The 13,533-nt window shown below is 36.0% G+C and carries 11 protein-coding genes; 4 read left to right on the forward strand and 7 right to left on the reverse strand.

Annotated features, from left to right (window positions below; genetic code table 11):
• Window positions 1-9 precede the first annotated feature (9 nt).
• On the reverse strand, window positions 10-519 hold the full coding sequence (locus tag ACEN2I_RS00705; protein WP_441764198.1) for a C40 family peptidase: 510 nt from the start codon (window positions 517-519) through the stop codon (window positions 10-12).
• Window positions 520-739: 220 nt separating this feature from the next.
• Here ACEN2I_RS00705 and ACEN2I_RS00710 point away from each other — a divergent pair, with 220 nt between their 5' ends.
• The 3 genes from ACEN2I_RS00710 (at window position 740) to bglX (ending at window position 5,883) form a co-directional block, all read left to right on the forward strand.
• The gene (locus ACEN2I_RS00710) at window positions 740-1,834 is read left to right on the forward strand and encodes a GDSL-type esterase/lipase family protein (protein ID WP_441764199.1); all 1,095 of its coding nucleotides are present in this window, start codon (window positions 740-742) and stop codon (window positions 1,832-1,834) included.
• On the forward strand, window positions 1,824-3,200 hold the full coding sequence (locus ACEN2I_RS00715; protein WP_441764200.1) for a sialate O-acetylesterase: 1,377 nt from the start codon (window positions 1,824-1,826) through the stop codon (window positions 3,198-3,200). The genes ACEN2I_RS00710 and ACEN2I_RS00715 overlap by 11 nt, the downstream gene beginning before the upstream one ends.
• Window positions 3,201-3,588: 388 nt before the next feature.
• Entirely contained in the window at window positions 3,589-5,883 is a 2,295-nt protein-coding gene (gene bglX, locus ACEN2I_RS00720) for a beta-glucosidase BglX (RefSeq protein ID WP_441764431.1), read from the forward strand.
• Window positions 5,884-5,948: 65 nt separating this feature from the next.
• Here the strand turns inward: bglX and ACEN2I_RS00725 are convergent, their stop codons facing one another.
• Window positions 5,949-6,284, reverse strand: a complete 336-nt coding sequence (locus ACEN2I_RS00725) for a DUF5615 family PIN-like protein (RefSeq protein ID WP_441764201.1) — start codon at window positions 6,282-6,284, stop codon at window positions 5,949-5,951.
• The gene (locus tag ACEN2I_RS00730) at window positions 6,284-6,514 is read right to left on the reverse strand and encodes a DUF433 domain-containing protein (protein ID WP_441764202.1); all 231 of its coding nucleotides are present in this window, start codon (window positions 6,512-6,514) and stop codon (window positions 6,284-6,286) included. The genes ACEN2I_RS00725 and ACEN2I_RS00730 overlap by 1 nt, the downstream gene beginning before the upstream one ends.
• 110 nt (window positions 6,515-6,624) lie before the next feature.
• On the opposite strand from ACEN2I_RS00730, the gene ACEN2I_RS00735 reads away from it, so the two are divergent.
• On the forward strand, window positions 6,625-7,581 hold the full coding sequence (locus ACEN2I_RS00735) for an aldo/keto reductase (RefSeq protein WP_441764203.1): 957 nt from the start codon (window positions 6,625-6,627) through the stop codon (window positions 7,579-7,581).
• Between the two features lie 27 nt (window positions 7,582-7,608).
• On the opposite strand, the gene ACEN2I_RS00740 is transcribed toward ACEN2I_RS00735, so the two are convergent.
• From ACEN2I_RS00740 to ACEN2I_RS00755, 4 genes are all read right to left on the reverse strand, one after another.
• Window positions 7,609-9,588: a glycoside hydrolase family 97 protein gene (locus ACEN2I_RS00740; protein ID WP_441764204.1), complete on the reverse strand. Its 1,980-nt coding sequence runs from the start codon at window positions 9,586-9,588 to the stop codon at window positions 7,609-7,611.
• A gap of 95 nt (window positions 9,589-9,683) precedes the next feature.
• Entirely contained in the window at window positions 9,684-10,973 is a 1,290-nt protein-coding gene (locus ACEN2I_RS00745; RefSeq protein ID WP_441764205.1) for a glycoside hydrolase 5 family protein, read from the reverse strand.
• A 126-nt stretch (window positions 10,974-11,099) separates the two neighbouring features.
• Window positions 11,100-12,311 (reverse strand): AGE family epimerase/isomerase, encoded by a 1,212-nt coding sequence (locus ACEN2I_RS00750; protein WP_441764206.1) that lies wholly within the window; start codon window positions 12,309-12,311, stop codon window positions 11,100-11,102.
• Window positions 12,312-12,317: 6 nt separating this feature from the next.
• Window positions 12,318-13,508, reverse strand: a complete 1,191-nt coding sequence (locus ACEN2I_RS00755) for a glycoside hydrolase family 130 protein (protein WP_441764207.1) — start codon at window positions 13,506-13,508, stop codon at window positions 12,318-12,320.
• Window positions 13,509-13,533 lie beyond the last annotated feature (25 nt).

Here is a 13,533-nt window from a genome sequence, read left to right on the forward strand (position 1 = left end):
ATTTAAAAACTATTTCGATAAAACATCAATACATTTATAAAAACGATTGGTATAATGCTTTGTATCCAGTGAGGTAATAGTAACACTATTTACTTTGCCTGAAGAAGCATGTATGAACTTAGACTGCATACCATTGGCTTCGCAGATGATGCCTAGATGACCAATAATTGTTTTGTCTTTGTAACCGTAAAAAACTAAAATATCTCCCACTTTAAAATCTTCAGGACTTAATTCAATGCCGATGTTTTTATACTGGCCGGAACTTCTGGGTAAGCTAACATCAAAATGATGAAAAACGTAACTCACAAATCCAGAACAGTCAAATCCTTTAGCAGGATTATTTCCTGCATATAAATAAGGTGTTCCCAAATATTGTTTCGCATAAGTGATAATAGCATCACGCTCTGTTTCTGCTTGTGTTTTCTGAATTAGATTAATATCTTTTGGATGTTCTTTTTTACAAGTAAAAGACAGACATGAAATAGCGGATATAAATAAAATATAGAGACTTGATTTCATTTTATGAAGCATTTGAGGATGTTTAATTTATAAAGATAGGCTGTTGATTTTGAATTTCAAAGAAAGAGTAGTAAGATGACTTTTACGAATAAAGTAAAAAGTATAAATGTAGATGTGTTTTTGTGGTGTTTTTTTATTGCTTTTTGACATTTTAGTATCTTTATTTATAAGTCGATTCAAATATATTTGTGAATTGCATTTATATTTTAACACATAAATTATGTTTCTAAAAAAAATACCGCTTTTAATTTTATTTTTACTGATTTCGATTGTTTCAATCTCGCAAAATACGACAAAAACTTTTTTGTATGCAGGAAGAGTAGATGTTTTGCAGAATGATCATGTTGTTTTAATAGGAACTGCTGCGTCAGTGTCATTCAATTTTTCTGGAAAAAAATGTGCAATTTCTTTGCAGAGCATTGACTCCTGGGAACATCATAACTATGTAGTTTTAGAATTAGACGGGCAATACATGGGTAAAGTCAGAGTAGAAAAAGGTCCTGTCCAATCTTTTAATATTAAAGTTCCTTCTAATCAAAAAGTGCATACACTAACTATTTATAAAGGTACAGAAGCTACTATGGGAAATGTGTTGTTTACCGGAACAACGGCAAAATTGATGACTATAACTTCTGTAAAGAAAAAGAAAATCGAATATATTGGAGATTCTATAACCAGTGGTGCAGCAAATGATCCGTCAACGATTCCGTGTGATCAAGGCGAATATTTTGATCATCATAATGGCTATTTTGCGTATGGCCCTATTATTTCCAGAAATATTGATGTACACTATTTGTTAAGTTCTGTTTCCGGAATCGGAATCTATCGCAATTGGAATGATCAAGGCCCTGAGGTTCCAATTATGCCCGCCGTTTATGAAAATTTGTACCTCACAAAAGATATTTCAAAGCCTAAATATGATTTTGCTTTTCAGCCCGATATTATCAGTATAGCTATTGGAACCAATGATTTTTCGAATGGAGATGGAACAAAAGAACGCTTGCCTTTTAGTCCTGAAAAGTACGTTTCAAATTACATCAACTTCATTAAAATGTTATATCAGCATAATCCAAATGCTCAGGTGGTTTTGACCAACAGCCCGATGGTAAATGGGGAAAAAGCTATTGTTTTTGAAGAATGCCTAAATAAGATCAAAGCCGAATTTGATGCTGATAAAACACATAAGCCTATCCTTATTTTTAAGTTTAAGCCTATGGCACCAAGCGGATGTTTGGGACATCCAAATATTGCTGAACATAAAGTCATGGCTGCTGAATATGGTCCTTTTTTAAAAAATCTGCTAAATGAAAAATAATATTTTTAAGTTTGTTTTCATTCTGATTTCTGGTACTATGATGGCAAATGTTTCCCTTCCGAATATATTTGGAGATAATATGGTATTGCAGCGTAATGCTGAAGTCAAGATTTGGGGATGGGCGAATCCAAAAGAGGAAATTAAATTAGTTTCCAGCTGGAACAATCAGGAATATAAAGTTACCGCAAACAATCAGGCGCAATGGGAACTCAACATCAAGACGCCTGAAGCTGGAGGTCCTTATACGATTTCTATAAAAGGATACAACGAAGTTTTGCTGAAAAACATCTTGATTGGGGAAGTCTGGATTTGTTCAGGCCAATCTAATATGGAAATGTCAGTAAGCTGGGGAATCGATAATGGGGAGGAGGAAGCTAAAAAGGCTACAAATCCTAATATTCGTTTTTTTACCGTTCCAAAATTAACGGCAACAACACCTCAAAATAATCTATTGGGAAACTGGGTCGAATCGACTCCTGAAACGATGAAGAACTTTAGCGCCGTTGGTTACTTTTTTGCCAAACATTTACAGGAGGATTTAAAAAATGTTCCCATAGGATTAATTTCTTCAAACTGGGGTGGAACTCCAGCAGAAATCTGGATGCCCGAAGAAGTAGTTCAGAATGATGCTGTTTTATTAGAAAATGCCAAAAAACTAAACGAGCAGGAATACGGACCAAGACAGCCCGGACGAGCTTATAATGCCATGATTTATCCTATTGTTGGTTTTAAAATTGCAGGCGCTCTTTGGTATCAGGGGGAATCGAATGTGGGTTCAGCCGTTTATGATAAAACATTATCGGCTTTGATTACTTCTTGGAGGAAAGTCTGGCAGGATGAATTTCCATTTTATTTTGTACAGATTGCACCTTATAAAACCGGAAGCAACAACTTCTCTAATGTTACGGTTCGAAATTCGCAACGAAAAGTTTTAAAGCAAGTCAATAATACCGGGATGGTTGTGATTAGCGACGTTTCGGATACAATCGATATTCATCCAAAAGATAAAAAATCGGTTGGAATTCGTTTAGCAAATCTGGCGTTGGCAAATACGTACAAAAACAATCCCAATTTGGTTAATGGTCCGCTTTTTAAAGAAGTTAAAGTTGATAAAAATAAAGTAATCGTTTCTTTTGATTATGCTGACGGATTGCATTTTGCAACTAAAACTTCGAATCAATTTGAAGTGGCTGGTGTAGACGGAACGTTTTACCCTGCTGAGGCTTCGATAAAAAACAATCAGGTGATTTTAACGAGTAAAAAAGTAGTCAATCCTGCGAAAGTGAGATTTGCGTGGGGAAATACGATTCAGTCTGATTTGTTTAATAAGGTAAATTTGCCGGCTTCTTGTTTTATTTCGGAGTGAGAGGATAAAGAAGAAAGAACAAAGAGTAAAGATTTTAGACTTTAGATTTTTTTTGCAGATTTTTTTGTCAGGCTGAGCGAAGTCGAAGTCCCGCAAAGACTGCCGCTTTTTTTTGTCATTTCGACGGAGGAGACCCCAGCGATAGCGAACAGACGAAGTAAATCTCATCCGGACAGCAACGAACTGTATAGCGTAATATGATTTACTTCGTCTGTTGTCTCCTCCGTCGAATGACAATATTGTGAAAAAACCGAAGAACTTCTCGTTACCGTAAATCACGTGAGGGATAGAAGAGGAAAGCCCACAGCCTGACGAAGGAAGTGCGAGGACTTGAAACGGATAGCCCGACCCGGAGGGACACGCCCAAAACATGAAACTATTAACCACTATGAAAAATAAAAAAATACTAATTATGGGGTTTTTTGCCCTGTTTACTTTTGGAAATATGAATGCACAGAAGAAACCATATCTGGATAAAAATAAAACGATTGAACAGCGAATTGACTTGCTCTTGCCCTTAATGACTTTGGAGGAAAAAGTGGGGCAAATGAACCAATACAATGGTTTTTGGGATGTTACAGGTCCTGCTCCAAAAGGGGGTAATGCCGAGTTAAAATACGAACATTTACGAAAAGGATGGGTGGGAAGTATGCTGACGGTTCGGGGTGTGAAAGAGGTTCGTACTGTACAGAAAATTGCAGTTGAAGAAACGCGTTTGGGAATTCCGCTGATTATTGGTTTTGATGTAATTCACGGTTATAAGACGTTAAGCCCGATTCCGTTGGCAGAAGCAGCGAGTTGGGATTTGGAAGCGATAAAAAAATCAGCAGCCATTGCGGCAGATGAAGCATCGGCATCCGGAATTAACTGGACCTTTGGGCCGAATGTAGATATCAGCAACGATGCCCGCTGGGGAAGAGTGATGGAAGGCGCAGGAGAAGATCCGTATTTGGGAAGCAAAATTGCTGTTGCGAGAGTAACAGGTTTTCAGGGAGACGCTAAGGAAGATTTGGCTAAAATAAATACTATTGCAGCCTGTGCCAAACACTTTGCTGCATATGGTTATGTAGAATCAGGACGTGATTATAATTTGGTAGATATCAGCAATTCGAAATTATTCAATACTGTTTTACCTCCTTTTGAAGGGGCAAAAAATGCAGGTGTGAGAACGTTTATGAATTCGTTTAATTTAGTGAATGGAATTCCGGCAACGGGAAATGTTTTTCTGCAAAGAGATATTTTGAAAGGTAAATGGAACTTTGATGGATTTGTAGTTTCTGACTGGGCCTCAGTTCGTGAAATGATTGCGCATGGTTATGCGAAAGACGGTGCAGATGCCACTTTAAAAGCGGTTACGGCAGGTTCTGATATGGATATGGAATCACATTTGTATGTTACCGAATTGGCTAAATTAGTTAAGGAAGGAAAAGTAAAAGAAACTTTGATAGATGACGCTGTCCGCAGAATTTTGCGTGTAAAATTTGAATTGGGATTATTCGATGATCCGTATAAATACTGCGATGAAAAACGCGAGAAAGCCACAATTGGAAATAAAGCTAATAATGATGGTGTTCTGGATATGGCAAAGAAGTCAATCGTTTTATTAAAGAATGATAAAAATTTGCTTCCGCTAAAAAAATCCGGACAAAAAATTGCTTTGATCGGAGCTTTGGCAAACGACAAAAACAGTCCTTTGGGAAGCTGGAGAATTGCTTCAGATGATAACACTGCGGTTTCAGTTTTGGAAGGCATGCAGCAATACAAAGACAATCAGCTGGTTTTTGAAAAAGGAGCTGATTTGATTGTTGGAAAAGCTGCTTTTATAGATGAAATTGTTTTTAATACAACCGACAGAAGCGGATTTGAAGCGGCTAAAATGGCCGCAGAAAATGCTGATGTTGTCGTAATGGTTTTAGGAGAGCATGGTTTTCAGAGTGGGGAAGGACGAAGCAGAACGAATCTGGATCTACCGGGATTGCAGCAGGAATTACTTGAAGAAATTTATAAAGTGAATCCAAATATTGTATTGGTTTTAAATAATGGACGTCCGTTAACTATACCGTGGGCAGCAGAACATATTCCGACGATTGTTGAGGCCTGGCATTTAGGTACGCAAACCGGAAATGCGGTAGCACAGGTTTTATACGGAGATTATAATCCAAGTGGTAAACTGCCTATTTCTTTTCCAAGAAACGTAGGACAGGTTCCGATTTATTATAACAATTATAGTACAGGAAGACCAATAAATGCAGATAAAAACGTATTCTGGTCACATTATTCAGATGTTGAAAAAACACCTCAGTTTCCTTTTGGTTTTGGTTTAAGTTATACTTCTTTCGAATATAAAAACCTGAAAATAAATAAAACATCGTTTGCTAAAAATGATCCTGTAGAAGTAACTGTTGAGGTTACCAACTCCGGAAATTATGACGGAAAAGAAGTAGTTCAGTTGTATATTCACGATGATTTTGCCAGTATAGCAAGGCCGGTTGCCGAATTAAAAGGTTTTGAATTGGTGCACCTTAAAAAAGGAGAAACCAAAACGATAACTTTTACCTTAACAAACAAGGAACTTGGTTTTTATGATAACAACGGAAACTATTTAGTGGAGCCAGGAACTTTTCAACTTAAAGTAGGAGGAAGCTCAGATAAAGGTTTGGAAGGTAGTTTTGAGTTGAAGTAGAATCCAATAGTATTCAAAAAACAAACCCGATAAATTTAAAATCTATCGGGTTTGTTTTTGAACAATCAATAAATTTCTAAAATCATTAAATCTTGATTGGAAATAAATGATTCTATTATTTCTCTTTTTGAAATCAGCAGTTCAGCAATCTGCTTTGTATTCTTATTGAATGTTTTTAAGATGATGACTTTAGGAGGAGCTCCTTTTAAAAGTAATAATTTTTCAAAATCATCATCGTGAGTAAGTATGGTGAAGTTGTTTTGTTTTGCAAATTCCCAAATTTCAAGATCTTTTGCTGGTTGGGTAATCTTAATATCTTTCGTATGCAGACAATCTGAAAAATCATTTTCAACTAATTTTATAATTCTCCATGAAATATTAGCATCCAAAAGTAATTTCATTACGCAGCAATTATTTTTGTAATATTCTCTCTGTTAGCTGCAAAAGCTAATGCTGCCAGAATATGCTCTTTTTTTAATTCAGGAAAATCTTCTAAGATTTCGTCAAAAGACATTCCCGTTGCAAGCCATGATAAAATATCCGAAACACAAATTCTTGTCTCAGCAATAACAGGTTTACCAAATCGGATGTCTGGATTTATCGAAATTAAATTTTGCCAGTTATTTTCCATAATTTTATTATTTTAACAAATTTACAAAAATTAAATACTATTTGGTTTTAAAATAATAGGTTTGTTTTTATCTTTAAAAACTTTAAATCTTCAACCTTTAAATAAAAATAATGAAATATAACAGATGTGGCAAAAGCGGACTATTATTACCTGAAATTTCTTTAGGATTATGGCATAATTTCGGATCAGTAGATGATTTTGAAAATGCAGAAAGCATAGCTGTAGAGGCTTTCGACAAGGGAATTACCCATTTTGATCTGGCTAACAATTACGGACCGGTTCCGGGTTCTGCAGAAACCAATTTCGGAAAAATATTATGGCATAATTTTCAGGGAAATCTGCGTGATGAAATTATCATTTCTACAAAAGCGGGTTACACCATGTGGGATGGACCTTATGGTGATTGGGGTTCCCGAAAATATTTATTATCGAGCTTAGACCAAAGTTTGAAAAGAATGAAGGTGGATTACGTTGATATTTTTTATTCACATCGTCCTGATCCTGAAACGCCCATTGAAGAAACGATGATGGCGCTTGATTACGCTGTTCGAAGTGGAAAAGCACTGTATGTTGGAATCAGTAATTATTCGGCAGAACAAACCAGAGTTGCGGTTGATGTTTTAAAACAATTAGGAACGCCATGTTTGATTCATCAGGCTAAATATTCCATGTTGGTACGCTGGGTTGAAGAAGGTTTATTGGATGTTTTGGAGGAAAAAGGAGTAGGCTGTATAGCGTTTTCACCTTTGGCGCAAGGACTATTAACGGATAAATATCTAAACGGAATCCCGGAAAACTCACGTGCTCACAATCCAAACGGGCATTTAAAGGAAGATGAGGTTACAGTTGAAAGAATTCAGAAGTTAGTGCAGCTGAATGAAATTGCCAAAAACAGAAACCAGTCTTTAGCACAAATGGCATTGGCCTGGCTGCAAAAAGACAAACGAATTACATCGGTTTTGATTGGAGCAAGTTCAGTAAGACAGTTGAATAATAATATAGAATGTCTGCAAGGTTTAGATTTTACGCAAGATGAACTGAATGCAATTGAGAAGATTTTAGCATAAAAAAAATGGGACAATTTGTCCCATTTTTTATTTTATAATCATGGACACTCCACCACCACTTGCCAATCTATATTTTAATTTGGTATTTGAATCGACAATAATAACTTCTCTTTTATAATCATTCGGAGCTTTATCTGCATTTAGGCCATCAGAGAAAATCTCCGCCTCGAATTTTTTGCCTTTTTCAAGGAAAGAAAAGTCAATTGTTATGTCTCTGGAATCCCAGTTTGTAATTGCGCCTAAGTACCAGGTATTTGCTTCTCTGCGGGCAATTGAAACAAATTTTCCAACTTCACCATCCAAAGCCACGGTTTCATCAAAAACAGTTGGGATTTTAGTAATGAAATCAGTGCTTTCCTGTTCTTTCATATAAGCAGTCGGACTATCGGCCATCATTTGCAATGGTGCTTCAAAAATCGTGTAAAGTGCCAGTTGGTGAGATCTCGTTCCCTGACTAAACGGATTGGAGTGACTTGGTTTGAATTCGCTTTTTGTAGCATTTCGCATGGCGCCAGGAGTGTAATCCATTGGTCCGGCCAACATCCGTATAAACGGAATTGTACAATCATACAAAGGAACATCATCATTAGGCGTCCATTTATTATTTTCTAATCCCTTTACACCTTCAAAATTGAGGATATTCGGAAAAGTTCTTTGAATTCCGGTCGGTTTGTACATACCATGAAAGTCCAAAAGCAATTTATGATAAGCCGCTTTTTGGGCAATATCGTAGACCGAATTTACCATTTTAGCATCATCACGATCGAGAAAATCAACTTTAAAGCCTTTGATTCCCAAATCGGCATAATTTTTAAAAATTCCGGCTGTGTTTTTTGTCAAAGCCATCCAGGAACTCCACAAAATAATACCAACATTATGTTCTTTTCCGTAAGCAATCAAAGCTTCCAGATCTACATTTGGATTGTGCTTCATAATGTCATTTTCCAGACTCCAGCCTTCATCCAAAACTACATATTCAACGTTGTTTTTGGATGCAAAATCAATGTAATATTTATAGGTTTTCGTATTGATTCCGGCTTTAAAATCGACATTATAAATATTCCAGTCATTCCACCAGTCCCAGGCTACTTTTCCGGGTTTTATCCAGGATATATCTTTAATTTTTGAAGGTTCTGATAATTTCTGAACCATATCATTATTAGCCAAATCGGCATCATTTTCAGAGATTACCAGAATCCTCCACGGAAAATTTCTTGTTCCTTTTGTCTTGACTAAATAATCTGCCCGTTCTGTAATCAATCGGTTGATATTATTGAATCCGCCATTTTTTTCCTGTAAGGGATATTTTGAAAAACGAGATTCAAAACCTGTTTTTGAATGATTATTTGTTACAAATAATCCCGGATAATCTGCTAAATTGGCTTCTAGAAAAACCGCTTTTTTATGGTTTTTAAAATCAATCAAAAAGGGTAAAAAAGCAAGTGTGTCTTTTGCAAATTCACTAATTTTTTTATTTTCATAATGTGCCTCAAATGAAGAAATATAAGGATCTTTTGGATTTCTTAAATCGCGGACATAAGGCATTAAAGTGCAGTAATCCTGATCAAAATTTAAATTGACTTCCTCAGACTTTACCGTAATATCTTTTTTCTTTTTAGTGATGAATCTGTACCCGACACCATCATCAAAAGCACGATATTCAATACTGAAATCATTTTTGAAATTCAGAACCAAAAGATTATACTGGTTTTTTACGAAACTTTTTTTGTACAAAGGAGCGTCAAATATCTGATTTACTTTTTCTCTTTTTGAATTCAATAGCAAAGGTTTTTTTCCTAAAACTTCTTTCTGATCTAAGGTTAACGAAACAGCCGATGGAGCAAGAATCAAATCCTTTTCATGTGTAACCGACCAGCTTATTTTTTCATTAATTACAATGCTGATTTTAATTTTTCGGTTTGGAGATTCCAAAGTAAAGTCCTGAACCTTTTGCGAAAAAGAAGAGTTAAAAAGTAAAATCAAAAAGGCAGTAAATAGTGTTTTCATTTTTATTTTTTTAAAACATATAAGTGATTAGGTTCCGTCAAACTTTAGAATTAGTTTGTTAAATGAACTTATAATCACTTATATGGTAAAATAAATTATTTTTTCTTCAACTCTAAATTGTATTTTTTTACAATCTCCAAAGTCGATTTGTCACTAGAAAAAACCGAATTCAATCCTTGTGGTTCCTGCGGTGGATCAGTTGTTAAAGGATCTCCGGGTTTCCATTTTCCTGTTTCATTTACAGGTTTTCCTTCACCGCCAAATCCCCAAAAATTAGCTGCCTGCAAAGGACCATTATTGGTAACACTTTGAGCAACTCTGTCAAAAATATAATTATAAAAAGCATCTCTGTTTGCAACAGATGAAGTGCTTAAAAGACTTTCGTTCTCTCTTGGCAAACCAAATTCTTCAATAATAATGGGGCGATTTAAATGATTGGCAACCGCAATATGTTTGTCAATATATTTTCCGGCATTTTCTATTGCAATCGGCAATGTTTTTTCAGTATCATCAGCCTTAAACCAGTTCCAGTTTTTTGGCCAGATGTGCATCGTCAAGTAATCAATATTTGTATTTTGATGTGTTCTTTCAAAAATTTCTATGATATCATTCGAACTGTTTAATCCTTCAGAACCGGTAGAAATCAAATGATTTTTATCTAAACTATCCATTAAATTAACAATGTTGTTAAGCCAAATAGTGAATTTTTCTTCATTTTCTACGGCAAAAAGTCTTGGCTCATTGCCAACTTGCCACGCCATGATTGTATTGTCTTCAGAATATTTCTTTTTCGAATAAGTATTTGTACGTGTCATGATAAACTTAACATGATTTTCCAAACCTTCCATACAAGGGGCACAGCTGTAAAATTGCTGCGTATAGTCCATAAACTGCGGCCATGTATTGGGAGTGATATTCGGAATTGGAATCGCTCCCTTGCCATTCCACTCCAGATATTGCGACATGCCACCCGACCATTCCCAGTTGTTAGTCAAATACAAAACCGCATACATGTTTCGTTTTCTCATTTCATTCATCAGGAAATCCAAGCCATCAAGCAAATCTTCATCATAGTTGCCCTGCTCATATTGCAATGCTGGACGAACGGTAAAATCATACTTTCCGCCATCGGCGCCAACTAAAATCCTCAAATTATCGATTCCACTTTTTTGCATCAGATCCAGTTCGCGAAGCAATCTTTTGCGGTCCCCCACTTTTTTAGAAGCTAATAAACTTCCATACCAATAATTGGTCCCAATGTAGGCGTAAGGTTTATCACCCTTATAAAATTGCGTTCCTTTTACCGTGATTCTTTCCTGCGCCTGGCAAGAAAAGGTTGAAAAAATTAAAGCTAATCCAAGTGTTTTTAAAAGTCTGTTTTTCATAGTATATTTTTAGAAGCTGTTTCCTGCTATCCGCTGTATCTTTTGTTTTTTAAAGAAAAAAACAAAAGGATGCCGCTTCTATCAGGGCTAGGGCTGTAGGTTTTTATAAGAAGCTTTTGTTCAGTTTTATATAATCTTGTCATCTCGACAGAGATTTATTCTTTGTATAAGTTCCAGACAGGCGCGGCTGTTGTGATAAGGACATTTCCAAAAGCCAGCCTTATCTTTTTCAATAACGCTGTAATCCTTATAAATTCCCCAAAACCATTCTCCGTTTTGTTGATCTATAATATGAGTTTTTATAAATCTCCAGTTTTTCAATACAAGTTCTAAATATTTTTCATCGTCGGTTAATTGATACGTATTGTAAAAACCAATTAAAGCTTCGGCTTGAACCCACCAATGTTTTTCTGCTGCCAGTTCGTTTGTTTTTGGGTCAAATTCATACCACAAACCTCCGTCACTATCTAAACCTTCCTGAGTAGCTTCTGCTATTTGAATCGCATGTTTTTTGTAATTGGCAATCAAATTTCCGTCTTCTGAAATTTCGGCACATTGTAATAAAAGCCAGGCCGCTTCAATATCATGTCCGTAGGAGATAACATCCGGTTTTTCAATCCAGTTTTCATCAAAAAATAAATGCAAATGACCCGTTTTGGTATTGATAAAATGCTTCTCAATTGTTTGTAATAATTCGATAATGTCGTTTTTCAGTTTAGGATCTTTCCAGATCCTGAATAAATTTGCATACGCCTCAACAATATGCAAATGTGTGTTCATGGTTTTCTTTTCGTTGGCATCTTTGCTGCTCAAACGTAAATCTTCAACAGGCTGCCAATCGCGTGTAAAAGCTTCTAAATAACCTTTGTTTACCGGATCGTAACTGTGTTTTTGTATTCTTAAATATAAATTAATGGCTATGGCTAGTGCTTTTTCATCTTTTGAAATAATATAATATTCAGATAAGCCATAAATAGCAAAAGCTAAAGCGTATATTTGGTTTTTGGTATCCTTTGGAGTTTTATCTCCTGCGATACTCCAAAACAAACCGCCAAATTCAGGGTCATAAAAATATTCTGAAAGATATTGAAAAGCTCTTTTGGCAGTTTCTTTATGAGATTCCTCTTTCGTAACCTGATAACTTGCAGAAAATGACCATAAAATTCGGGCGTTTAATACGGAACCCTTGTCAGCATTTGAAATTACTTCATCATTAGAGTCAATCTGACCAACAAAACCACCATTTTCAAAATCGATTGTGTTTTTTGTCCAATACTCTAAAATAGAGTTAAGTTCGGTTGATAATTCGGTTTTAAGTTGTTGTAGTTTTGGAGACACGATGAATTATATTGCGTTATTTTTTTCGATTTGACTGATAATCGTTTTTACAGATCCAGCAGAGATAAAAGTATCAGCAGGCGTATTCGTTACATAATCTACTAATTTCGCTACCGATGAAACAGCCACATGCATTCTCGTATCAGATGAAGCGTAATAGATATAAACAGTTCCATCAGTGTCTTCAATCCATCCGTTAGAAAACAACACATTCGAAACGTCACCAACTCTCTCAATGCCTTCCGGACCCATAAAATGACCAGCAGGAACGTGAGTTACTTTGGTGATATCATTCAAATCTGTCATGAACATGTAAAGCGTATATCGCAAGCCTGCAGCCGTATTGCGAACGCCGTGTGCCAGATGCAGCCAGCCTCTTTCTGTTTTAATGGGAGCGGGTCCAAGACCATTTTTTAATTCATAAACAGTGTGGTACTGTTTTCCAAAAATAATCCTCTCTTCTTTTACAACCGGATTTAACATATCATCAACATAACCCAAACCAATTCCGCCACCGGCTCCAACATCAATAAAACCGTCTTGCGGACGCGTGTATAAAGCGTATTTTCCGTTTACAAATTCAGGATGTAAAACAACATTTCGTTGCTGACCTGTATTCGAAATTAAGTCAGGAAGTCTTTCCCAATTTATCAAATCTTTGGTGCGGACAATTCCTGCATTTGCTACAGCCGAACTTGTATCGCCTTTAGGCGATTTCGGATCTTTTCTTTCTGTACAAAAAATTCCATAAACCCAACCGTCTTCATGATGAATCAAACGCATATCGTACACGTTAGTATCTGGTTCTTCGGCTTGTGGAATTATGCATGGTTTTACCCAAAATTTAAAATTATCAATCCCGTTTGGGCTTTCGGCAATGGCAAAAAAAGATTTGCGGTCAATTCCTTCTACTCGAACAGCTAATACATATTTATCTTTCCATTTGATGGCACCGGCATTAAAGGCAGCATTTATTCCAATACGTTCCTGCAAAAAGGGATTCGTTTCTTCGCTTAGATCGTAACGCCAGTTCAAAGGGACATGTGCAGCTGTAACCACCGGATTTTTGTAACGTTGGTAAATACCGTTTCCGACTGTATTTTGAAGTTCGTTTTTTTGCTCTGTAAGCGTTTTATGTTCTTTTTCTAATGCTACTTTTCTATCCTGAAATGTAGTTGAAGTCGCTATTGTTGTCATATGAATCGATTTCTAAATCTGTAAT

The organism is Flavobacterium sp. W22_SRS_FK3, assembly GCF_052113665.1.
Lineage (GTDB): Bacteria > Bacteroidota > Bacteroidia > Flavobacteriales > Flavobacteriaceae > Flavobacterium.

Coding starts and splice junctions, on each gene's coding strand:
- ACEN2I_RS00715 (WP_441764200.1), top strand. CDS start 1,824: ATGAAAAATAATATTTTTAAGTTTGTTTTCATTCTGATTTCTGGTACT.
- ACEN2I_RS00705 (WP_441764198.1), bottom strand. CDS start 519: ATGAAATCAAGTCTCTATATTTTATTTATATCCGCTATTTCATGTCTG.
- ACEN2I_RS00725 (WP_441764201.1), bottom strand. CDS start 6,284: ATGAAATTACTTTTGGATGCTAATATTTCATGGAGAATTATAAAATTA.
- ACEN2I_RS00710 (WP_441764199.1), top strand. CDS start 740: ATGTTTCTAAAAAAAATACCGCTTTTAATTTTATTTTTACTGATTTCG.
- ACEN2I_RS00740 (WP_441764204.1), bottom strand. CDS start 9,588: ATGAAAACACTATTTACTGCCTTTTTGATTTTACTTTTTAACTCTTCT.
- ACEN2I_RS00745 (WP_441764205.1), bottom strand. CDS start 10,973: ATGAAAAACAGACTTTTAAAAACACTTGGATTAGCTTTAATTTTTTCA.
- ACEN2I_RS00730 (WP_441764202.1), bottom strand. CDS start 6,514: ATGGAAAATAACTGGCAAAATTTAATTTCGATAAATCCAGACATCCGA.
- bglX (WP_441764431.1), top strand. CDS start 3,589: ATGAAAAATAAAAAAATACTAATTATGGGGTTTTTTGCCCTGTTTACT.
- ACEN2I_RS00755 (WP_441764207.1), bottom strand. CDS start 13,508: ATGACAACAATAGCGACTTCAACTACATTTCAGGATAGAAAAGTAGCA.
- ACEN2I_RS00735 (WP_441764203.1), top strand. CDS start 6,625: ATGAAATATAACAGATGTGGCAAAAGCGGACTATTATTACCTGAAATT.